This window comes from Aquabacterium sp. T101 (genome assembly GCF_057219775.1).
Map to the genome: position 1 here is coordinate 1,480,962 of NZ_JBXVVZ010000001.1, position 22,156 is coordinate 1,503,117.

12 protein-coding genes are annotated in these 22,156 nt (G+C 71.6%); 1 reads left to right on the forward strand and 11 read right to left on the reverse strand.

The window, feature by feature from the left end:
- Nucleotides 1-7: 7 nt before the first annotated feature.
- The 11 genes from AC2EAQ_RS07035 to AC2EAQ_RS07085 form a co-directional block, all read right to left on the reverse strand.
- The gene (locus AC2EAQ_RS07035; RefSeq protein ID WP_484641114.1) at nt 8-871 is read right to left on the reverse strand and encodes a diiron oxygenase; all 864 of its coding nucleotides are present in this window, start codon (nt 869-871) and stop codon (nt 8-10) included.
- A gap of 146 nt (nt 872-1,017) precedes the next feature.
- Complete coding sequence (locus tag AC2EAQ_RS07040) at nt 1,018-2,145, reverse strand: hypothetical protein (protein ID WP_484641115.1); 1,128 nt, start codon at nt 2,143-2,145, stop codon at nt 1,018-1,020.
- A gap of 12 nt (nt 2,146-2,157) precedes the next feature.
- On the reverse strand, nt 2,158-3,321 hold the full coding sequence (locus AC2EAQ_RS07045) for an SGNH/GDSL hydrolase family protein (protein WP_484641116.1): 1,164 nt from the start codon (nt 3,319-3,321) through the stop codon (nt 2,158-2,160).
- A 13-nt stretch (nt 3,322-3,334) separates the two neighbouring features.
- Nucleotides 3,335-5,167: a carbamoyltransferase family protein gene (locus AC2EAQ_RS07050; protein WP_484641117.1), complete on the reverse strand. Its 1,833-nt coding sequence runs from the start codon at nt 5,165-5,167 to the stop codon at nt 3,335-3,337.
- A 13-nt stretch (nt 5,168-5,180) separates the two neighbouring features.
- Nucleotides 5,181-5,330, reverse strand: coding sequence for a DUF5989 family protein (locus AC2EAQ_RS07055; protein WP_484641118.1), 150 nt, complete (start codon nt 5,328-5,330; stop codon nt 5,181-5,183).
- Between the two features lie 25 nt (nt 5,331-5,355).
- Nucleotides 5,356-5,775, reverse strand: coding sequence for an SxtJ family membrane protein (locus AC2EAQ_RS07060; protein ID WP_484641119.1), 420 nt, complete (start codon nt 5,773-5,775; stop codon nt 5,356-5,358).
- A 60-nt stretch (nt 5,776-5,835) separates the two neighbouring features.
- Nucleotides 5,836-6,885, reverse strand: a complete 1,050-nt coding sequence (locus AC2EAQ_RS07065) for a glycosyltransferase family 2 protein (RefSeq protein WP_484641120.1) — start codon at nt 6,883-6,885, stop codon at nt 5,836-5,838.
- Complete coding sequence (locus tag AC2EAQ_RS07070) at nt 6,882-7,886, reverse strand: glycosyltransferase family 2 protein (protein WP_484641121.1); 1,005 nt, start codon at nt 7,884-7,886, stop codon at nt 6,882-6,884. The genes AC2EAQ_RS07065 and AC2EAQ_RS07070 overlap by 4 nt, the downstream gene beginning before the upstream one ends.
- Before the next feature lie 4 nt (nt 7,887-7,890).
- Nucleotides 7,891-9,135, reverse strand: coding sequence for a crotonyl-CoA carboxylase/reductase (gene ccrA / locus AC2EAQ_RS07075; protein ID WP_484641122.1), 1,245 nt, complete (start codon nt 9,133-9,135; stop codon nt 7,891-7,893).
- A 5-nt stretch (nt 9,136-9,140) separates the two neighbouring features.
- Nucleotides 9,141-15,587 carry a type I polyketide synthase gene (locus AC2EAQ_RS07080; RefSeq protein WP_484641123.1) on the reverse strand — a complete coding sequence of 2,149 codons (6,447 nt, stop codon included), beginning with the start codon at nt 15,585-15,587 and terminating at the stop codon, nt 9,141-9,143.
- 118 nt (nt 15,588-15,705) lie between these two features.
- Nucleotides 15,706-20,385, reverse strand: coding sequence for a MupA/Atu3671 family FMN-dependent luciferase-like monooxygenase (locus tag AC2EAQ_RS07085; protein ID WP_484641124.1), 4,680 nt, complete (start codon nt 20,383-20,385; stop codon nt 15,706-15,708).
- 701 nt (nt 20,386-21,086) lie between these two features.
- On the opposite strand from AC2EAQ_RS07085, the gene AC2EAQ_RS07090 reads away from it, so the two are divergent.
- A partial coding sequence (locus AC2EAQ_RS07090) for an Ig-like domain-containing protein (protein WP_484641125.1) occupies nt 21,087-22,156 on the forward strand: 1,070 nt, incomplete at its 3' end.

The window sequence follows — 22,156 nt, forward strand, 5'->3', positions numbered from 1 at the left end:
GGCCGCCTCAGAGCACCGGCTCTTCGGTCAGCAGGCCGTTCTTGATGAAGTAGGTGACCAGCTTGGCCGACGCGGCGCGGCGCAGGGCCACGCCGGCCGGGTGCGCCATCGCCATCTGGCGCAGCTCGTAGCTGTCGGCCAGGCCGGCGTCGCGGTACATCGTGGGGTTGTAGTAGTCGCCCCAGGACGCGCGCAGGTAGTCCACCAGCCACTGGCGGAAGCCCGCGAGCTGCTCGGGGGTCCACTTGGCGCTGTGCTGCTGGAACAGCTCGGCCAGGTAGAGGCGGCCGAAGGCCAGGTGGCGCGCCTCGTCCACGTGGTGCATGCGGTTGATCTCGCGCACCAGCGGGTCGCAGCGCTCGTCCTTCTCGATCACGAGGTTGTAGTAGTCGCCCAGTTCCTCGACGACCATCACCTTGCAGAAGAAGGCAACCTCCTCCTCGCCCTTGGCGTACTCGCGTGGCAGGGAGATCTTCTTCTCCGGGTACACCTTGCCGATGTAGCGGTGGCAGAACTCGCCGAACATCACCATGTGCTTGTTTTCCTCGTCGAGGAAATGGTGCAGGTACTCGGTGATGTGCTTGTTGTTGCTGCGGCTGTAGAGGCGGTCCGACAGGCCGGCCACCAGCGGGCGCTCGCCCTGCAGCACCAGGCTGAAGAAGTTGCCCAGCTCGAACTTGGACAGGGTCTTGCGCTGCGTCTCGTCCAGCGCGTCCCAGGCACTCGTGCCGTGGATGGAGATCAGCTCGGGCGGCATCATCCAGGCCCCCTCGACCAGTTGGTCGGGCCAGGTGATCGAGTTGTAGACGTCCCAGAACTTCTTACGGGAGGCCTTGGTGAGGCGGACGGCGAGTTCCGATGCGGTTTCCATGCAACTGCTCCAGGGAAAACTACGGTGGGGAAGAACAGCGAAGGATGCTAACAGCCGGGCGGGCCGCCCGGCCCCCCCACCCTGGGGACCCGCCCCCGGCAAGACCCCACGACCCGGCCCGGAATGCCGCCTAGTTCACGGATGGGCTAGAGCGCCATCGGCCCGTGGCCGTCCATGTTGGTCAGGTGCAGGCCGCGGGCGGTCTCGTCGAAGGGTTCCAGCAGGGCGCGCAGGGCCGGCGACGGCGCGAACATGCGCTTGTCGGGCAGCACGGCATAGCCATTGCGGCCGAAGCCCGCCGCCCAGGCCGGGTGGGCCTGGTTGGACACGATGATGTCCACGCCGCGGCCGGCCAGGAAGGCCGTGGCGGCATGCACCACCTCGCCGGCATCGTCCGGGTCGGCCAGGCAGTCGACCACCGAGCCCACGCGCAGGTCGCCGAAGCGGGCGTCGCCGCGCATCGCGGTGTCCATCACCAGGGCCCAGCCGACGGTGCGGCCGTCCCGGTCGACCTTCAGGCGCAGCACCGGTGGCCAGCCCACCGCGGGCGCCAGCACGTTCATCGAGGCCGCGTCGCGCTGGGCGATGGCCAGGTAGCGGCCCCGGCAGCGCTCCCACAGCTCGTCGGCCCAGGCGCCGAACGCCGGCACCAGGGTGGCCGTGGCCGTGAAGCGTCCGCCGCCGTGGCGCAGGCGCATCGCCGCATGGAGCAGCGGCAGCCCGACGCTGCCGGCGCCGCTGAAGGCGGCGATGTCGAGCACCGCGCGCCGCGCCGGCGACGAGCGCAGCAGCGCGTTGTACCGCAGGAAGCGGAACGGCTTGAGCACACGCAGGCAGAACGGCGTGTGGTGCATCACCCAGCCCATCTTGAGCAGCATCTGCACCACCGGCTGCTCGTTGCCACCATGGCCCCAGCTGTAGAGCAGCGGGTACTTCTTGAGCATGTCGCGCACCATGCGCAGGCCCAGCGTGTTGAAGCGCGCGTCGACGCTGCCCTCGGAGAACGGCCCCTGCCAGTCGGTGACCGTGTGCACCTCGCCGCGCACCCACCACGGCTGCGGCTTGAGCGCGAAGGCGCCGCGCACGCTGCCGTCCTCGTCGTCCAGCGCGAGGTGGTACTCGCGCCACACCGTCTGGCCGGGCAGGCGCGCGATCCAGTCGGGCCGGGCGTCGGCGTAGAAGCCCCAGGGCGAACCGCCCTCGGCCATGCGCCGGTTGAATGCGGCCACCGCGTCCTGGTGCTTCGCCTCGTACCCGACGATCCGGATGGCCATGTCACCAGCCCCTCAGCGCGGAGCGGACGGCTTGGCCAGCGCCTGCGCCACCACGCCGGCGATCACGGCATAGCCGGCGGACACCTCGTGGCCGTCGTCGTCGGCGGGATACAGGCGCTCGTGCGCCGCGATCCGCTGCTCCAGCGCCGGCGTGGCGTCGACATGCTCGATGCGCTCGCGCGTCATCGCCTCGCCCAGCCGGGCCAGCGCACGCGCCTCCACGTCGCACAGGCGCGCGTGCGCGGCCGGCATCGGCGCCGACGTGGCCTTGAGGTAAGCGCAGTACGCGCGCTCTTTGGTGGGGATCGTGACGACCAGCAGGCGCGCGCCCTGGGCCGACGCCTCGACCTGCAGTTCGGCCAGCGCCCGCTCGGTGATCTGCAGGCCCTCGGCCACCGCCGCGCGCTCGGCGTCGACCGCCTGCAGGCGCACTGCCGGCCTGAACACGGTGCGCGTGGCGGGCGCCGCCGGGTCCTGCCAGGCCCAGCGCTGGTCCGTCGGCGCGGCCGCGGCAGTCGCCTGCGGGGCGGCACCGCGCGACAGGAAGCCGGCCACGGTGGCCCGCGCCACCGAATACACCATGCTGTGGCGCGCCAGCCAGTCGCGCAGGGCACCGAAGCGCTTGGGCGGCTCGTCGGCCGCGGCGGCAGTGTCGGGCGCCGGCGTGGCCGAGCGTCGCCAGGCATGCCAGTGCGGCCGGCCGTGCGCCATGTAGTAGGCGTCGACGATGTCGTTGCCGAAGTACAGGCCCACGACGATCACCTTGGGCTCCAGGCCGCGCGCGGTGGTCCGGGCCAGGTGCAGGTACTGCAGCGGCCCGAAGCCGCCGAGCCCCATGTTGTAGACCGGCTCGCCGAGGCTGCGCGACAGGTGCTGCGGCCAGCTGCCGTCGCGCGGCGCACTCACGCCGTAGGTATGCGAGTCGCCGATGGCCACCACGCGCGACTTCGCCGGCACCTGCGCGTTGCGGAAGCCCAGGTCGTCGTGACCCGTGGTGCCGGGCGCGATGCGAACGCCGAGCGCCGGGTCGTCCACCAGCGTGGCCTGCATGAAGTCCGACGGGTTCAGCGCGATGCGCAGCACCGTTTCCATGATGGCCACGCCGACACCCAGCGTAAAAACCACCGCCAGCACGGGCGCGAGCCACCCAGGCCTTCTGAGCTCCTTGTCGCTCACGCCGCGGCCCGTATCAGTCCAGCTCGAACGCCGTCTCGTAGTTCAGCTTGAGCGCCGGGTCCTGCTGCTCCTTGCGCAGCAGGCAGTTGCCCACGGCGAGGATGTCGAGCTCGGTGCCCATGAAGCAGCGGAACGCGTCCTCGGGGCTGCCCACGATGGGTTCGCCGCGCACGTTGAAGCTGGTGTTGACCAGCACCGGGCAGCCGGTGCGGCGCTCGAACGCCGACAGCAGCGCGTGATAGCGCGGGTTGGTGCGCTCGTGCACGGTCTGAATGCGCGCCGAGTAGTCCACGTGCGTCACCGCCGGGATGTCCGAGCGCGGCACGTTGAGCTTGTCGATGCCGAACAGCTTCTGCTCCGCCGCGGTCATGGCGCGGCGGCGCGGCTTGACCACGTCGGCCACCAGCAGCATGTAGGGGCTGTCGCCGTCGAGCTCGAACCAGTCGGCCACCTTCTCGCGCAGCACCGAGGGCGCGAAAGGGCGGAAGGACTCGCGGTACTTGACCTTGAGGTTGAGTTGCTTCTGCATCGTCGGCGAGCGCGGGTCGCCGATGATCGAACGGCAGCCGAGTGCGCGCGGGCCGAACTCCATGCGGCCCTGGAACCAGCCCAGCGCCTTGCCCTCGGCCAGGTCGGCCGCACAGGCCTCGACGATGGCCTCGTCGCTCATCACCTCGAACTTCGCCCCGGCGGCCGCGAGGCGCGCCTCGATGTCGGCCTGTTCGAACTTCGGGCCCAGGTAGGAGCCCTTCATCGCGTCGCCCGGCACCACGGTGCGCGGCTGGCCCATCTGCAGGTGGTAGCCCACCAGCGCGGCGCCCAGCGCACCGCCGGCATCGCCCGCCGCGGGCTGGATGTAGATGTTCTCGAAGTGCTTGTCGCGCAGCACCTTGCCGTTGGCCACGCAGTTCAGCGCCACACCACCGGCCAGGCACAGGTTCTGGATGCCAGTCTCCTTGCGCAGCGCGCGAGTCAGGCGCAGCACCACCTCCTCGGTGGCAGCCTGCAGCGACGCGGCCAGGTCCATGTGGTGCTGGGTCAGCTGCTCGCTGGCCTTGCGCGGCGGTCCCCCGAACAACGCGTCGAACTTCGCGTTGGTCATGGTCAGGCCGGTGCAGTAGTCGAAGTAGCTCAGGTCGAGGCGGAACGAGCCGTCGTCCTTGACGTCGATCAGGTGGCGGAAGATCTTGTCGACGTACTTCGGCTCGCCGTAGGGCGCCAGGCCCATCACCTTGTACTCGCCGGAGTTGACCTTGAAGCCGGTGTAGTACGTGAAGGCGGAATACAGCAGGCCCAGCGAGTGCGGGAAGTGGATCTCCTTGATCACCTCCAGCTTGTGGCCGTCGCCGATGGCCACCGAGGTGGTGGCCCACTCGCCCACGCCGTCCATCGTCAGCACCACGGCCTTCTCGTACGGGGACGGGAAGAACGCGCTGGCCGCGTGGCTGAGGTGGTGCTCGGAGAACAGCAACTCGCCGTTCCAGCGCTGGCTCGTGTCGTGCTTGCGGAACTCCTTGAGCAGCAGGTCCTTCAGAAACAGCTTCTCGCGCAACCACAGCGGGATCGACATGCGGAAGGACTGGAAGCCACGCGGCGCGAACGCCAGGTAGGTCTCCAGCAGCCGCTCGAACTTCAGGAAGGGCTTGTCGTAGAAGACGACGCGGTCGATGTCGCCCAGCGTGACGCCGGCCTCGGCCAGGCAGTACTGCATGGCGTTGACCGGGAAGCGCGCGTCGTGCTTCTTGCGCGTGAAGCGCTCTTCCTGCGCCGCCGCGACGATGACACCGTCGTCCACCAGGGCGGCAGCACTGTCGTGGTAGTAGGCCGAAATGCCGAGCACTCGCATGCGATCGCCCGCCTCAGAACAGGGTGTAGATGAAGGGCGCGACGGCCGAGCCCTGTGCCAGCACGATCAGCGCGCCCAGCACCAGCATCATGAGAAAGATCGGCCACAGCCAGAACTTCTTGCGCGCACGCAGGAAGGCCCACAGTTCCTTGATGATCGACATGGCAACTCCTGAGGAACCCGGGGGTTCAGAACTGATTGGTCATCGACGTGGGCGGCGGGCCGGGAGGCTCGCGGTTCACCCAGTAGGTGGCGGCGGCAGGCTCGCGCTTGAGCTTGAGTGGGTCCTTGCCAAACAGGCGCATCAACAGGCCCGTGGGCGTGAACACCAGGAAGAACAGGATGCCCAGCGCGATGGGCGCGACGACCTTGCCCATCAGCAGGCCGAGCTTCATCCACAGCCGGTTGGGCACCGCGAGGATGCGCGGGATCACGAGCGCGACGACGGCGAACGCCACCGCGATGCCGGCCGCCCATCCGCGCACCGGGCCGCCGTGCATCAGCGGCCACGCCGCGATGATCGCGAACACGATCGCGAACACGACGCCGAAGCTGCGGTCCGACGAACCCTCGATGTGCTCTTCTCTGCTCAGGTCTTCATGTGCCATGACGCGATCCTAAATTGACAGTGCCTCTCGGTGGCGCCCCGACCCCACGGTCGAGGGCCCCTATGCCGCAGTCTGGCCGACTGCGGAATTGTCCCTTGGCGGGGCCTCCAGCATCCGGTTGCCGGGGGCCGATGTGTGCAGTAGCGCCGAGTTGCGGGCGAAATCGAGCAGCATCCACGGTGGGTCGGAGCGTGGCTTTCTTTGCAGGGTGCGGCGCAGCTGCCACAGGCAGAAGCACCCCATCCAGGCCAGGTCGGTGGCGGCGGCGTACCACCAGCCATGCTGCCGGATCCAGTAGCGGCGGCGCGACTCGAACCAGTAGGCGGGCCGGCGCCGCGGCGCGGCCCCCGGCGTGGTGACGCCGGTGCTCTGGCCGGCGATGTGCATCACGCGGCTGGCCGGCACGTACCAGCACTGCCAGCCGGCGCGGGCCGCGGCGCGGCAGAAGTCGGTCTCCTCGAAGTAGAGGAAATAGCCCTCGTCCATCAGGCCGGCCTGCTCGAACACCTCGCGCCGCACCAGCATGCTGGCGCCGGGGATCCAGTCGACGCGCTCGGGGCGGTCGCCCATGGTCATCAGCACGACATGGCGCTTGAGCAGGCGGTCGACCAGGCGCAGCCGCAACGCGCTGGCGATCTCGCTGCGGATCGACGGGAAGCGGAACGCATGCGGCCAGAGTTCGCCGGTGGCGATCTCGAAGCTGCTGCCGGCGATGCCCACCTCGGGGCGCGCCTGCACGAAGTCGAGCAGTTCGCACAGCGCACCCGGCCGCACCTCGGTGTCGGGGTTGAGGATCCAGAAGTGGTCGGGCGGCGACGGAGACGCGAGCGCGGGCCGGATGGCCAGGTTGTTGCCGTAGGCGAAGCCGCCGTTGACCGGCGCAGGCATCACCCGGGCCCAGCGGCCCCAGCCTTCGCGCTCGATGGCGGCGCCGATGACCGCCACCGAATCGTCGCCCGAGGCGTTGTCGACGACGACCACGTCGACCTGGGCCGGTACCGAGGCCCGCTCGGACGCGAGGCTGCGCAGGCAGGCCACCACATGGGTGGCGGTGCGGTAATTGACGACGACGACCCGTACCCGGGTCGTCGCGGCAGCGTCCGGTGTCATGCGCGCGGGCTGCCGCCGGACTGGGCCGTGGCTGCGCCGTGCCAGAGCGCGCTGTGGCGCAGCAGGTCCGCCTCGAAGCGGGGCGGCGTGGCGGGAACCCGGCCCACCAGCCGGTGGCGCAGCCGGCCGATCGGGCACACCAGCAGCAGCGCCAGGTCGGTCAGGGCCGCATAGGCCCGGCCGTAGTGCTGGACGAAGTAGCGGCGGCGCGACTCGAACCAGTAGGCGGGCATGCGGCGCGGCGCGCGGTCGCGCACGGTGACGCCGCTGCTCTGGCCGACCAGGTGCACGATGCGCGACTGGGGCACGTGCCAGCACTGCCAGCCCGCGCGCTGCGCGCGCAGCAGGTACTCGGTCTCCTCGAAGTAGAGGAAGTAGCCCTCGTCCATCAGGCCGAGCTGATCGACCATGTCGCGCCGCATCAGCACGAACGCGCCCGACACCCAGTCGACGCGCCGCGGCTGCTCGGGGATGCCCAGGTTGGTGCGGAAGCGGTCGAACAGGCGCGACAGCGCGCCGATGGCAAGGTGCCCGAGCATCTCGTTGACCGCATTGGGAAAGCGGAAGCAGCAGGCCTGCGGCGTGGCGTCCGGGTCCTCGCTGCGGCCGCCGGCGGCCCCCACCTCGGGCCGGGCGATCATGAAGTCGAGCAGGGTGCGCAGCGCGCCGGGCCGCACCACCGTGTCCGGATTGAGCAGCAGCAGCCACTGCGCGTCGGCGTGGCGCTGCTGCATCGTGCGGATGGCCACGTTGTTGCCGGCGGCGAAGCCGCGGTTGGCCGGAGCGCGCACCAGTTCGGCCCATTCGCCCCAGCCGCGCTCGTCGATCGCGCGCGCCACCACGTCGGCGGCACCGTCGGGCGAGCAGTTGTCGACCACCACGACGCGCAGCCCCGGCACGCTGGCGCGCTCGGGCTCGATCGACGCCAGGCAGTCGATCGTCAGCGGCGCGGCCCCGTAGGCCACCACCGCGATCACCAGTCGCTCGTCGGCGGCGGGCATCGGCTCAGTGCGGCGCCGGGGCGTTGACGCGGATCGCCAGGTTGCCCGGCGGGTGCGTGTTCTCGTGCAGCACCTGGTGCGCCAGGCCGACCTCCTCGAAGGCGAAGGTGCGCGCCAGCGCGGGGTCCACCGAGCCGTCGATGACCATGTCGTTCAGCGCCCGGCACTGCTCGGTGTTGGCGAAGTGCGAACCCTGCAGGCGCTTCTGGCGCATCCACAGGTAGCGCAGGTCGACGTCGGCGTTGTAGCCCGTGGTGCCGGCGCAGATGACCACCATGCCGGCGTTGTCGCACAGCAGGATCGAGGTCGGGATGGTGGACTCGCCGGGGTGCTCGAGCACGATGCGCGGGCCCTGGCGCGAGCCGAGCACCTCGCTCCACTTCTTGCGGAACGCGTTGGCGCCCTGCATCCACTGCGCGTAGGCGGCGGCGTCGGCGGTGTCGGGCAGGCGACCCCAGTGCGTGAAGGCCGGGTCGGTGCGGTCGATCACGCCGTGCGCGCCCAGGCGCAGGCAGTGCTCGACGCGCTCCTTGGACGAGACCACCGCGATCGGGATGCCGCCCTTGGCCTTGACGATCTGGATCGCCATCGAGCCCAGGCCGCCGGAGCCGCCCCAGATCAGCACCGGGTCGCCCGGCCGAACCACGTGCGGCTCCCAACCCATCAGCTGGCGGTAGGCCGTGGCGCCCACCAGCATGTAGGCGGCCGAGGCCTCCCACGACAGCTGGGGCGGCTTGGGGTGGCACTGGTAGTCGTCGACGAGCGTGAACTGGGCGAACGAGCCCCAGTTGACCTCGTAGCCCCAGATCCGGTTGGACGTGGACGTGATCGGGTCGCAGCCGGCGCGGATGTCCGCCGCGTCCTCGTCCCACATGGCGCACGACAGCACCACCTCGTCGCCAACCTTGACGCCGCGCGCGCCTTCGCCCACGGCCCACACGATGCCCGACGCATCGGAGCCGCCGATGTGGAACGGCGGCTCGGACTTGTCCTGCTTCTGCCGGCTGGCGATCACGTCCACCGGTCGGCCCAGCGCGGCCCACACGTTGTTGTAGTTGATGCCCGCGGCCATCACCCACACCAGCACCTGGCGCGGACCCGGCTTCGGCACGTCGACCACCTCGGTGCGGAACGCGTCGATCGGCTGGCCATAGCGTTCCGGCCGGATCAGGCTGGCGTACATCTGCCGCGGCACATGGCCCAGCGGCGGCGTCTCGCCCAGCTCGTAAAGCGCCTTGGTCTCGGCCATCGGGGTCACTCCTTGCCCAGTGTGTCGATCACGCGGCGCAGCTGCGACACCAGCACGCGCACGTTGGGTTCGAGAACCATGTTGTCGTGGTTGCCCGGCACCTCGAACACCTGCAGCTCGCCGGCGTGAGGGGTCCAGAAGTTGTCCTCGCGGACGTAGTTGCGGTAGCTGTCGACCATGCGGCCGCCGCTCAGGCGGTAGCGGATGTCCAGCTTGGGCCGGAACACCGCCACCTTCACCGGCACCTTGGGCACCTGGTAGCGCGCCAGCGCGCGCAGGAAGGCGTCGCCGATGCGGCGCGACTGGAAGCTGCTGGCCTGGGCCGGGTCCTGGCCCGGCGGCAGGTCGGACGCCGGCGCGGAGGCGCGCGGACGCAGCCGCCGCGCGACCTTCTCGACCAGCACGCCGGGGCCGTCGCGCTGCACGTTCTGCATCAGCATCGACAGCTTGTCGCCGAACGAGAAGCGCGGGATCTCGCGCGCCGGGGTGTCGAGCATCAGCACCGCCAGCACCTTCTCGCCGCGCGCCTGCAGCTGGCGCGCCATCTCGTAGGCGATCAGGCCGCCGCCGGAGAAGCCGCCCAGCAGGTACGGACCCTGCGGCTGCACCTGCACGATCTCGGCCAGGTAGTCGGCCGCGGCCTCCTCGAAGCTCTCGTGCGGCGCGACGTCGCCGTACAGGCCGCGCGCCTGCAGCGCGTAGAACGGCCGCTCCTCGCCCAGCAGGTGGGCGAGGTGGCTGAGGTTGAGCACGTTGCCGAACATGCCGGCCACCACGAACAGCGGCGTGCGGCCGCCCGACGGGCCGGCCTGCATCGGCACCACGTGGCGGAAGCGCAGCGCCGCGGGCGCCTCGGCCGGCTCGGCGGCCGCCCCGTCCCCAGGCTCGGCGCCTTCCACGAAGGGCCCGCCACGCACCAGCGTGGCCAGCGCCTCGATGGTGGGCGACTGCATCAGCACCGACATCGGCAGGTCGACCTTGAACTTGTCGCCGATCTCGTTGAACAGCCGCACCGCGATCAGCGAATGGCCGCCCAGGTCGAAGAAGCTGTCGCGGATGCCCACGCCTTCCACGCCCAGCAGCTTGGCCCACAGCTCGGCCAGCGTCTTCTCGACCGCGTCGCGCGGCGGCGCGAAGTCGCTGTCGAGCTCGGGCCGCGAGAAGCGCGCCGCGTCGCTGCCGGCGCTGCTGGCGCGCGACAGGCCCTCGGCCTGCGCCATCAGGTCCTCGACGCGCATCGAGCTGACAATCGCCTCGGCCGGCAGCTCGCCGGCCAGCAGGCGGGCCAGCGCGGCCAGGCCCTCGGCCGGCGCGATGCCCTGGCTGACGTTGTGCGCCAGCGCCGCCTCGCCGGGCGACAGCGGCTTGGCCCGCGCGGCGGCGTCGCCGCCTTCCACGCCCGTGGGCGGGGCCTCGGCGCGCGGCGCATGCCAGGGACCGTCCAGGCGGCGCAGCGTCAGCTGCTCCACCTCGGCCAGCACCCGGCCCTGCGGGTCGGTCAGCGTCACGTCGAAGGCGGCGAAGTCGCTGCGCGCGTCGCCGCTGCTGGCCAGCCGCAGCCAGCTGACGATCTCGCCCTGCAGCGGCGCATGGAAGCGCAGGCCGCGATAGGAGATCGGTGCCCACAGGTTCTGCGCCACCTCCTGCTCGGCGTAGCCGGGGATCAGGTCCATCGCGCAGCCGGTGGCGATGTCGAGCAGGCCGGGATGCAGGCCGTGCGTGGCCAGGTCGCCGGCGAACTGCGGCGCGAGCTGCAGCCGCGCCAGCGCCTCGCGCGAGCCGAGCTGCAGCCGGCGCAGCACCTGCCAGCGCGGGCCGAAGCGCAGGTGGTGTTCCTGCCGCGTGCGCAGCGCGCCGGAACCGGCCGCCGCGGTGGCCGGCCCGGTGCAGCGCGCCTGCACCTCGTCCAGCGGCACGGCCGCCGGCGCCGGCGGCACGCCGACGTCCACGCGCGCCACTGCGCAGCGCTGGAAGCCCTCGCCCGACGACGCATGGATCTCCACGTCCCAGTGGCGGGCATCGCCGCGCAGCACCACGCGCAGGGCGCGCCGGCCGCCGTCGTCGACGAACATCGGCGCCTCGAAAACCAGGTTGTGCAGGTGCCACGGGCCGGCCGCGCCCAGCTCGGCCAGCGCGGCGCGCACCAGCTCGAGGTAGCCGGTGCCCGGCAGCAGCGCCTCGCCGCTGCCCAGCCGGTGCTCGTCGATCACCCAGTCGCTGCTGCTCAGCGTGCCGGTGAACACGTGCACCTGGTCGGTACCCTCGCGCGAGCTGTAGTGCTGCTCGAACTGCGGGTTGGTGGCGGGCTGCGCCTGGGCCTGCGCCGGCACCGGGTCGGCCGGCGCCGACGGCGCCGCCGGGGCGCCGATCTGGCCCACCATGCCCACGTCCTTCCAGATGCCCCAGCCGATCGCGGTGACCGGATAGCGGCGCTGGCCGCGGCACGACTGCGCGAAGGCGTTGACGAAGGCGCTGGCGCCGACGTAGTCCACCTGGCCGGCCGGCGCGATGTGCGCGCTGGTCGACGAGAACAGCAGCATGAAGTCCAGCGGCGTGTCGCGGAACAGCTCGTCGAGGATCAGCGTGCCGTAGATCTTGGCGCTGAACACGTCCTCGATGTCGCGCGGGCTCTTCAGCGCGATCAGGCTGTCGCGGATGGTGCCGGCGGCATGCAGCACGCCGTGCACCGGGCCGAAGGCCTTGTGCACCTCGGCCAGCGCGTCCTTCATGCTGTCGGCCACGGCCACGTCGGCCGACAGCGGCAGCACGGTGGCGCCGAGCGCCTCGAGCTGGCGCACCTTGACGATCGAGCGCGAGATGCTGTCGTCGGCCTTGTGCCGTGCCAGCCAGTCGTCCCAGTCGGCGCGCTGCGGCATCGGCGTGCGGCCGATCAGCACCAGCCGGGCCTTGACTTCGCGCGCGAGCCACTCGGCGATCACGCCGCCGATGCCGCCCAGGCCGCCGGTGATGAGGTAGGTGCCGCCGTCGCGCAGGCGCGGCTTCGCGTCGGCCGCCACCGGGGCGGCCTCGCCCAGCAGGCGCTGCCAGCGCACACCGCCGCGCCAGGCGATGACGCGGTTGCCGGGCAGCGCGGCGAGGTCGTCGGCCAGGTCGGCCATCAGGCGCGCCATGTCGGGCGCCGGCGCGGCGCGCGCGGCGCGGCCCTCGGGCGGCGCGCCCAGGTCGACGTCGACGAAGCTGCAGCTCAGCGCGGGGAACTCGCGCGGCAGCACCGCGCAGGGGCCGAGCGCGGTGGCCTTGTCCGGGAAGGGCAGCGCCTCGTCGCGCACGCGCTGCGCGCCGTTGGCCAGCACCACGAGGTGCGCGCCCCTGTCGGCCAGGCCGGCCTTGGACAGCGCGCGCGCCAGGTGGAACAGCGAGTAGAAGCCGTGCTCCTGGTTGCGATGGAAGAAGGTGGAGCCGGGCCGGAAGCCGCGGTCGAGCGTGACCAGCCAGCCGTGCGCGATGCGCTCGGGCGCGAGGTCGCGCGCCACCAGTGCGTCGACCAGTTCCGGGTAGCCCGCGCCGCCGGCCTCGGCGGCCAGCGTGTAGGTGTGCTCGTCGACCTGGGCGAAGGTGTCGCCCGGACGCACCGCGATCACGCGGTGGCCGGCACCGCGCAGCTGCGCCAGCAGCGCATCGCCGAACGCATCGCGGCCGGCGAAGGCGAGCCAGGTGCGCGGCGTGGCGTCGCGATCGATCACGCCCTGCTGCACCCAGCGCGGCTGACGGAACCACTGCGCCAGCTCGGGCAGCTTCATCGGGCGCTGCGTGTCGGTCTTGGCCGTCGACGTACCGACACCCGGCTCGATCCAGTAGCGCGCGTGCTGGAACGCGTAGGTCGGCAGCGCGAGCCGGCGCCGGCCCTTGCCCCACAGCTTGCGCGTGTCGAACTCCACCCCCAGCGCCCACAGCCGGCCCATCGCCGTGCGCAGGTAGACGAGGTCGGGCGTCTTGTCGTCCGGGTGGCGCATCGACGACAGCACGCGCTGCGTTGGCGCGCGCGGGTTCTGCCGCGTCAGCGCGCCGAGGATGTTGCCGGGGCCGACCTCGAGGAACACGAGGTTGTCCTGCTGCAGCATGGTGTCCACGCCGTCGGCGAACAGGATCGAGTTGCGCAGGTGGCTCACCCAGTACTCGGGGTCGCGCGCGCTGGCCGCGTCGAGCCAGCCGCCGGTGCGGTTGGAGACGATGCGCAGCTTGGGCTCGCCGAGCTTGATGCCCTGCAGGTAGGCGCGGAAGCGCGGCAGGATGCCGTCGAGCAGGCGCGAGTGGCCGGCCACGCTGACCTTGACGCGCTGCGTCTCGATGCCCTGCTCGAGCATGCGCGCGGCCATGGCCTCGAGCTGGTCCACCGGGCCCGAGGCCACCGACAGCTGCGGGCTGTTGGCCGAGGCCAGGTCCAGGGTGTCACCGAGCCAGGGCTTGAGTTCGGCCGCGCCCATCGGCACGCTGAACATGCCGCCGGGTGGTGTCTGCTCGACGAGCTGGCCGCGCAGCAGCAGCAGGCCCAGCGCGTCCTCGAACGAGAACACGCCGGCCACGCAGGCGGCGGTGTTCTCGCCCATGCTGTGGCCGATCACGATGTCGGGCTTGACGCCGTAGTGCGCCCACAGCTGGGTCAGCGCATACTCGACCAGGAAGGTCATCGGCAGCTGCGCCGACGGGCGCGCCAGCGCCTCGTCCATCTCCGGCGTGGCGTCGCCCTGCGGCAGCAGCACGGCCCGCAGGTCGGCGCCGAAGCGGGTCTTCAGGATGTCGAGCCCGCGGTCGATCCACTCGCGGAACACCGGCTCGGCGTCGTACAGGCCGCGGCCCATGTGCACGTACTGCGCACCGCCGCCGGGGAACATGAACGCGAGCTGGGGCTTCTCGACCTCCAGCGTGTGGGTGTAGACGCGGCGCGGCTCGGGGTTGTCCAGCAGCGCGATGGCCTCGGCCGTGTCGCGCGCGGCCAGCACGCGGCGCTGCTCGAACGCGCGCCGGCCGGCCTTGAGCGTGTAGGCCACGTCGGCCAGCTCGGCCTCGGGATGCTCGCGCAGCCACGCCGCCAGGCGCTGCGCGTTCTGGTCCAGCGCCTTGCGGTTGCGCGCCGACAGCACCAGCAGCTGCGGCGAGGCGTCCTTCGGGCTCGGCGGCCGCTCGGGCGCCTCTTCCAGCACGACGAAGGCATTGGTGCCGCCGACGCCGAGCGAGTTGACGGCGGCGCGCCGCGGGCCGTCGCCGCGCGCCCACTCGGTCGCCTTGGCGGCGACGCGGAACGGGCTCGACTCGAAGTCCAGCCGCGGATTGGGGGCCTCGAAGTTGAGCGACGGCGGCACCAGGCGGTTTTCCAGCGCGAGCGACGCCTTGATCAGGCTGGCCACGCCGGCGGCGGTGTCGAGGTGGCCGATGTTGGTCTTGACCGAGCCGACGAGGCAGTAGCCCTTGCGGTCGGTGCTGGCGCGAAAGGCCTGGGTCAGCGCAGCGATCTCGATCGGGTCGCCCACCGGCGTGGCGGTGCCGTGGCATTCCACATAGCCGATGCTGTCGGCGCCGACGTCGGCCAGCTCGAGCGCCTCGGAGACGCAGGCGGCCTGGCCGTCCACGCTGGGGGCGAGATAGCCCACCTTGCGCGAGCCGTCGTTGTTGACGGCACTACCCTTGATCACGGCGTGGATCTTGTCGCCGTCGCGCAGCGCGTCCTTCAGGCGGCGCAGCACCACGACGCCGGCGCCGCTGCCGAACACCGTGCCCTTGGAGCGGTGGTCGAAGGTGCGGCAGTGGCCGTCCGGCGAGAGCACCTCGCCTTCCTTGTAGTGGTAGCCCACGCCATGCGGCACCTCGATGGTGACGCCGCCGGCCAGGGCCATGTCGCACTCGCCCGACAGCAGGCTCTGCACCGCCATGTGGGTGGCCACCAGCGACGTGGAGCACGCCGTCTGCACGTTGACGCTCGGGCCCTGCAGGTTGAATGCGTAGGACACGCGGGTGACGAGGAAGTCCTTGTCGTTGCCGGTGTGGCGCAGCAGGAACAGGCCGACGTTGTCCACCAGCTCCGGATTGGTCAGCAGGTTGAACGTGAAGTAGGCGCCCATGCCGCAGCCGCCGAACAGGCCGATGGAGCCGTCGAAGCTCTCGGGCACGTGGCCGGCGCTTTCCAGCGCCTCCCAGCACACCTCGTAGAACTGGCGGTGCTGCGGGTCGAGGATGCCGGCCTCCTTCGGGCTGAAGCCGAAGAACTCCGGGTCGAACTGGTCCACGTCCTGCAGCGGGATGCCCGCGCGCACGTAGTTCGGATCGGCCAGCGCGGACGGCGGCACGCCCTTGGCGAGCAGTTCCTCGTCCGTGTAGTGGCGCACGGACTCGACGCCCGCCTTCAGGTTGGCCCAGAACTGCTGGGGGTTGGCCGCGTCGGGCACACGGATCGCCATGCCCACGATGGCGATGTCGCTGTCGTTCACGTCAGTCATCGAAGGAGTTTCGCAGTCTCAGGGCCGGAGTCGGCAGGGCGGCGGCCCATGCAGGCCGCCATCCCGTGAGGAAGTCATCGCGTCGAGCGGGTCGCTGGAACCCCTGCGACGCCAGGGTCTATTCGTCGGCGTCGGCGTCGGCCGTGGCCCGGCGCCGCTGCATCGCCGCGCGCCGGCCCTGGGCTCGCGCCTTGCCCGACTGCGCCGCGGCGTCGTCCTCACCCTCGTTGCCGAGGTAGGCCGACAGGCTCTGGATGGTCGGGAAGCGGAAGATGTCGGTGATCGACAGCTCGCGCTGCAGCGCCTCCTTGAGCCGGCGGTGCGTCTGCACGGCCAGCAGCGAATGCCCGCCGAGATCGAAGAAGTTGTCTCGCGTGCCGACCTGCGGCAGCTTGAGCACGTCCTTCCAGATCGACGCGATGGTCTCCTCCAGGCCCGCCGTCGGCGCGACGAAGGCCTCGGCCGCGGCCGGCGCGGCCGTGGCCGTGTCCGGTGCCGGCAGGGCCTTGCGGTCGATCTTGCCGTTCGGGGTCTGCGGCATGGCGTCGATGACGACCAGGAAGGCCGGCACCATGAAATCGGGCAGGCGCTCGCGCAACTGCTCGCGCAGGGCGGCCTGCTCGATCGTCTGGCCGGCCTGGGCCACGAGGTAGCCCACCAGGCGCACGTCGCCCGGCGTGTCCTCGCGCGCCACCACCACCGCCTCGCGCACCGCGGGGTGTGCCAGCAGCGCGGCCTCGATCTCGCCCAGCTCGATGCGGTAGCCGCGCACCTTGACCTGGTGGTCGAGTCGACCGAGGAACTCCACCATGCCGTCCTCGCGCAGGCGCGCCAGGTCGCCGGTGCGGTAGATGCGGCCGCCCGCGGCGCCCTGGAACGGGTGCGGCAGGAAGCGCTCGGCCGTCAGCTCGGGCCGGTGCAGGTAGCCCCGCACCACGCCCAGGCCGCCGATCACCAGCTCGCCGGGCACGCCCGGCGGCAGCGGCTGCTGGCGCCGGTCGAGCACGTAGATCGACTGGTTGGCCAGCGGGCGGCCCAGCGGCACCGGGCCGTCGTGCGACTTGTCCAGCACGTGCACCGCCGACCAGATGGTGGTCTCGGTGGGCCCGTACATGTTCATCAACCGGCCGGCGATCAGATCGTTGAGTTCGCGCGCCAGCGGCGGCGGCAGCGCCTCGCCGCCGACCATCATGCGCTGCAGGCCCTTCATGCCCGCCTTGGCCTGGTCGTCCATCAGCAGCATGCGCGCCATCGACGGCGTGCACTGCAGGTGGGTGACACGGTGGCGCGACAGCAGCGCCGGCAGCGTGTGCTCGGCGCTCGTCACGCGCGGCGGCAGCGACAGCTTGCGCAGCTGGTTCAGGTAGGGCAGGTGCTCCAGCACCGACGCGGAGTCGACGCCGAAGTCGATCAGGCAGGCCACGTCGTCGACGCCGATCGCCTTGATGGCGTCCACCATCGCGACGCAGCTCTCGGGCGTGCCGAACAGGCCGCTGGTCTCGTAGTAGCGCTCGAACGAATGCTCCAGCAGCGCGTCCATCTCCTCCTTGGAGATCGACTGCAGGTCGATGCCGCCCATCGCGTCGCGGTTCTTGAACGCAGGGAAGCTCCAGGCGTACTGCTTGACCAGGTTCAGCGAGCTGCGCAGGTACTCGATGAGCGGCTGCTTCACCTTGGCGCGCACCGCGGCGGCGTCGGGGCCGACGAAGGTGTGCAGCATCAGCGACACATAGCCCTCGCCGGGGTGGCCGGCGTCCTTCCAGGCCTGGCGGTAGGCAGCCAGCTTGTCCTTGAGCTCCTCGACCGTCTGGCCCAGCAGGTGGGTCAGCACGTTGGCGCCGATGCGGCCGGCGGCGATGAAGGTCTCGGGGTTGCCGGCCGAGGTGACCCAGTACGGCAGTTCCTTCTGCACCGGGCGCGGCAGGATGCGCGTGTCCACCGCCTTGCCCAGCGGGCCGTCGAAGGCGATCGCCTCGCCGCGCCACAGGCGCCGCACGACGTCGATGTTCTTCAGCATCACGTTCTTGTTGTCGGCGTAGTTCTCGGGCCGGAGCACGAAGTCGTTGGGTTGCCAGCCCGACGCGAACGAGATGCCCACGCGGCCCTTGGAGATGTTGTCCACCACGGACCATTCCTCGGCCACGCGCAGCGGATGGTGCAGCGGCAGCACCACGCTGCCGGCGCGGATCTGCACCCGCTCGGTGACGGCCGCGATGGCCGCGCCGGTGACCGCCGGGTTCGGGTACAGGCCGCCGAAGGCATGGAAGTGGCGCTCGGGCGTCCACACCGCGGCGAAGCCGTGCTGGTCGCCGTACTTCGCGCCTTCGAGCAGCAGTCGGTACTTGTCGGTGACGCCCTCGGACTCGTCGCTGGAGAAGTAGAACAGGCTGAAGTCCAGCGGCCGGTGCGCATGCGCGCCGCGCGCCGGCGTGGCCGCGGAGCGGTCCTCGTCGGACGACACCACCACGTGGTAGCCGCGCGCCAGGGTCCAGCACAGCTCGAGCACCGAGATGTCGAACGACAGGCTGGTGACGGCCAGCCACGTGCCCGGCGCGTCGTCGCCGAGGTGGCGATCCATGCCGGCGAAGAAGTTGACGACGTTGCGGTGCTCGACCATCACGCCCTTGGGCTTGCCGGTCGAGCCCGAGGTGTAGATCACGTAGGCGAGGTGGCGCGGCTCGGCGCCGCCATCGAAGGCGTCGGCCGGCTCCGTGCCGATCGAGGCCCAGTCGCTGTCCAGGCAGACCACCTTGCCGCGGTACTTCGGCAGGTCGCCGCGCAGGCGCTCCTGCGTCAGCAGCACGGCGACCTTGGCGTCCTCCACCATGTAGGCGATGCGGTCGCGCGGGTAGGTCGGGTCCAGCGGCACATAGGCGCCGCCGGCCTTGTGGATGCCGATCAGGCCGACGATCAGCTCCACCGAGCGCTCGGCCATCAGGCCCACCAGCGAGTCCGGGCCCACGCCCAGCGCCGACAGGCGGCGCGCGAGCTGGCTGGAGCGGCGGTCGAGTTCGGCGTAGGTGAGCGTGACGCCGTTGCAGGTGACGGCCGGCTGGTCCGGCGTGCGCGCGGCCTGCTCGGCGAACAGGCGGTGCACGCAGGCGTCGGCGCGCACCGGGGCGGCGGTGGCGTTCCACTCGTCGAGCACGCGATGGCGCAGCGCGGCGTCCAGCAGCGGCAGCTCGGCCAGGGGGCGCTGCGCGTCGGCGTCGGCGGCTTCGAGCAGCTGGGCGAACTGCGACTGCAGTGCCTGCACCTGGCCGCGCGACAGCTTGGCGGCATCGAACAGCCAGCGGCTGGCGCGGCCGTCCTCGGTGAAGGCCACGGTCAGCTCGTTGCCCGGCCGCGCCGAGACGGCGTCGAGCGAACGCACGATCAGCACCGACACCGGCAGCACGCGCGGGTCGCGCGCCACGGCCATCGCGCGCAGTTCGGGCGTGCGCGCCACGGCGTCGGTGGCGAAGCTGCCGCGCTTGCGAAGTTCGGTGCGCTCGGCCACCACCGCGTCGCGCAGGCGGGCGAACGGCAGCGCGAAGTCGACCGCGGCGCGCAGTGGCACCTGGGCCGCGAACCACGCGCCGTCGGGGCCGACCTGGTCGGCCAGCGCCGGGTCGGCGAAGCCGACGTCGAAGGCGTCCTTGTCGGCCAGGCGGGCCAGCAGGCCCAGCGCGGCGGCGACGAGGGTGTCGCCACGGTCGCCGGCCGCGGCGGGATGCGCCGCGTCCAGGTGCATCCACTGCGCCGGCTGCGGCGGCGCGCTGCGGTCGATGGTCGGCAGTTCCACCGTCTCCTGGGTCTCCAGGCGACGCAGCCAGAACGGCTCGTGCGCACAGACCGCGGCATTGAGCGCCGACCGGCGTGCCACCGCGTCGGCCGACGGCACGTCGAGGCGGGTGCCGGCGCGCAGGCCGAACTCGGACTGGGCCTCGCCGGCCGAGACGGCACGGCCGCAGGTCGCTTCGAGCCGAGACAGGCGCAGGTCGCCGTCGGCGGTGGCCACGGTGATGCCCGACAGGTCGGCCGCCACCACGGTGCCGGGCTCGGCACCCGACGACGTGCCGGCCTTCTCGGCCGCGGCCACCAGCAGCACCCGGCCGCCGACGCTCAGCTTGGGCGCGCCGATCGGGTTGGCATAGGTGCCGAAGTCCAGTGCGCGCACCAGCGTGACGATGCGGTCGGCGCCCTGGTCCCAGCGGATCGCGCAGGCCGCCTCGGGGCGGTCCTTGCGGCCGTAGTAGCGCTCCAGCGCCTTCGTCTGCGGCTGGCCGGCCAGCGTGCCGGCTTCCAGGCCGGCCATCAGTTCCTCGAAGCCCTCGATGGCGGCCTCGTAGTTGCGCGTGTTGAGCGTCAGCGAGGTCTCGGCGTCACCCAGCGCGAAGCGCTTCTGGACCAGGATGTCGCCCTGGTCCACCTGCGCCGTCATCGTGTGCCAGGTGATGCCGTAGGCCTTCTCGCCATTGAGCAGCGCCCACACCGGCGTGTTCAGGCCGGCGTACTCGGGCAGCGGGCCGTCGTGGAAGTTGATCGCGCCGCGCACGGGCAGGGCCAGCACGTCGGCCGGCAGCACCGACAGGTTGGTGACGCTGAACAGGTAGTCAATGCGGCCGAGGTCGGCCGCCCCGCGCAGCGCGGCGGCGTCGGCCAGCACGCGCACGCCGCGCGCCGCGGCCCATTTGCGGATGGCCGGCCGGCCCGACACGATCGCGGCGACGGCGTGGCCCCGCTGTTCCAGGATCTCGGCACATTGGATCAGCAGCGACTCGCCGCCGATCAGCACGCAACGCCATGAATTTGCCATCGTCGTCCGCGGATAGATTCGTTCGTTGTTGAGCAGTCGCCGGCCCGGCGCCGGCGTGGGCCCCCTGCCGGACGCTGCGCGTCCCCGTCGGGGCCGACATGTTGCGCGGCCTTCATGTCAGCACGTACTTCCTGCCGACACCGCGCTCGATGCGTGGACGAATTATTTGGCCCGCTCACTGCGGGCAAGCACCCCTAGATGGGTGTGAACGCGAAAAACGACGGTGCTTCTGCACGGTTCCGTGAGGAATCGCCGGCTTGCGGGCCGCCGCACCGGCGCCTTCGGGCGCCCCGAAGCAGTGCGCTTCCACATGTAATTTTCACGAGACATTGTTGGGAATGCCTCGGCGACGAATCGTGATTTCGTAACTGTCAACCCCCCTATCCCCCTGATTCAAGGGAGACGGCGGCAGGGCGTCGGCGGTTACCCGCGGCCTCGCCACCGTTACAGCGAAACGATTTGCCTTACAGGCGCCTCGCGCGGCGTCGATAGCCTGTGTGCATCGATGTCGTACCCCACTGCACTCTCCTCCCAGACCCCGTCTGGCCCGGCGCTGGCGGTCCGACCCGAGCTGTTCCGTTCGTCCTGCCGCCACGCCGACCCGGTCGGTTCCCCCGCAGCAAGAACCCTTCGCAGCCGGCACCGGACCGACGCGGTCCGCCGGCACTCCGTGCGGCCCTGATTCCTGTCCGAGCATCACCATGACCAAGACCCTGCGCTTCCCCCTCAAGCTGGCCCCCGTTGCTGCGGCGTGCGCCATCCTCGTCGCCTGTGGCGGCGCCACCGAGTCCGAGTCGGTGGATCCGAACGCCGCGGAACGGGAAGACGCCGAACTGCGCCTGGACCGTGCGGTACCGAACCTGGTGATCGCGACGCCGACCACCGCCGAAACCTATTCCACGACGTCCGCGTCGGTGACGCTGGCGGGGTCGGCCACCGACGACCGCAAGATCAGCAAGATCACCTGGGTCAACGACCGCGGTGGCAACGGCGTGGCGGCCAAGTCGGGCACCTGGGGCACGGCCACCTGGACGGCGTCGTCGCTGCCGCTGGCGCAGGGCACCAACCGGATCGTCGTGCGCGCCTACGACGGCGCGGGCAATGCGACGTCAAAGGTGATCTCGGTCGAACTGGCGTCGACAGCGCCGGCTCCCGCGCCTGCTCCCGCGCCTGCTCCGGCCCCGGCTCCCGCTCCGGCCCCGGCCCCGGCCCCGGCCCCGGCCCCGGCCCCGGCTCCCGCTCCGGCCCCGGCTCCCGCTCCGGCCCCGGCTCCCGCTCCCGCCCCGGCTCCCGCTCCCGCCCCGGCTCCCGCTCCCGCCCCGGCTCCCGCTCCCGCCCCGGCGCCGGCGCCGGCCCCTGCTCCGGCCCCCGCCCCCGCCCCCGCCCCAGCTCCGGCTCCGGCCCCCGCGCCGGCTCCGGCTCCCGTGCCCCCGGGCGCGCTGGTCTACTACTTCAGCGACTGCCAGACCGGCGCCGTGTCGGGCTGCGTGCCCGGCAACAACGCCAACGCCGGCACCCAGTCCGCCCCCAAGCGTGACCTGTCAGGCCTGAACCTGAACGCCCTGCCCGCGGGCTCGCAGCTGTACTTCGCGCGCGGCGGTGCCTGGAACGTGTCCGTGCGCCTGGACAACCGCAACGTCTCCAGTGCCGCGCCCCTGACCTTCGCCGACTGGGGCTCCGGCGCCCTGCCCGTGTTCAACACCCCCAGCGGCACCACCTTCAGCTTCGGCATGTACGGCGAGACCGTCCAGGACGGCGGCTACACCTTCCG

Coding starts and splice junctions, on each gene's coding strand:
- AC2EAQ_RS07035 (WP_484641114.1), bottom strand. CDS start 871: ATGGAAACCGCATCGGAACTCGCCGTCCGCCTCACCAAGGCCTCCCGT.
- AC2EAQ_RS07040 (WP_484641115.1), bottom strand. CDS start 2,145: ATGGCCATCCGGATCGTCGGGTACGAGGCGAAGCACCAGGACGCGGTG.
- AC2EAQ_RS07050 (WP_484641117.1), bottom strand. CDS start 5,167: ATGCGAGTGCTCGGCATTTCGGCCTACTACCACGACAGTGCTGCCGCC.
- AC2EAQ_RS07055 (WP_484641118.1), bottom strand. CDS start 5,330: ATGTCGATCATCAAGGAACTGTGGGCCTTCCTGCGTGCGCGCAAGAAG.
- AC2EAQ_RS07060 (WP_484641119.1), bottom strand. CDS start 5,775: ATGGCACATGAAGACCTGAGCAGAGAAGAGCACATCGAGGGTTCGTCG.
- AC2EAQ_RS07065 (WP_484641120.1), bottom strand. CDS start 6,885: ATGACACCGGACGCTGCCGCGACGACCCGGGTACGGGTCGTCGTCGTC.
- AC2EAQ_RS07070 (WP_484641121.1), bottom strand. CDS start 7,886: ATGCCCGCCGCCGACGAGCGACTGGTGATCGCGGTGGTGGCCTACGGG.
- ccrA (WP_484641122.1), bottom strand. CDS start 9,135: ATGGCCGAGACCAAGGCGCTTTACGAGCTGGGCGAGACGCCGCCGCTG.
- AC2EAQ_RS07080 (WP_484641123.1), bottom strand. CDS start 15,587: ATGACTGACGTGAACGACAGCGACATCGCCATCGTGGGCATGGCGATC.
- AC2EAQ_RS07085 (WP_484641124.1), bottom strand. CDS start 20,385: ATGGCAAATTCATGGCGTTGCGTGCTGATCGGCGGCGAGTCGCTGCTG.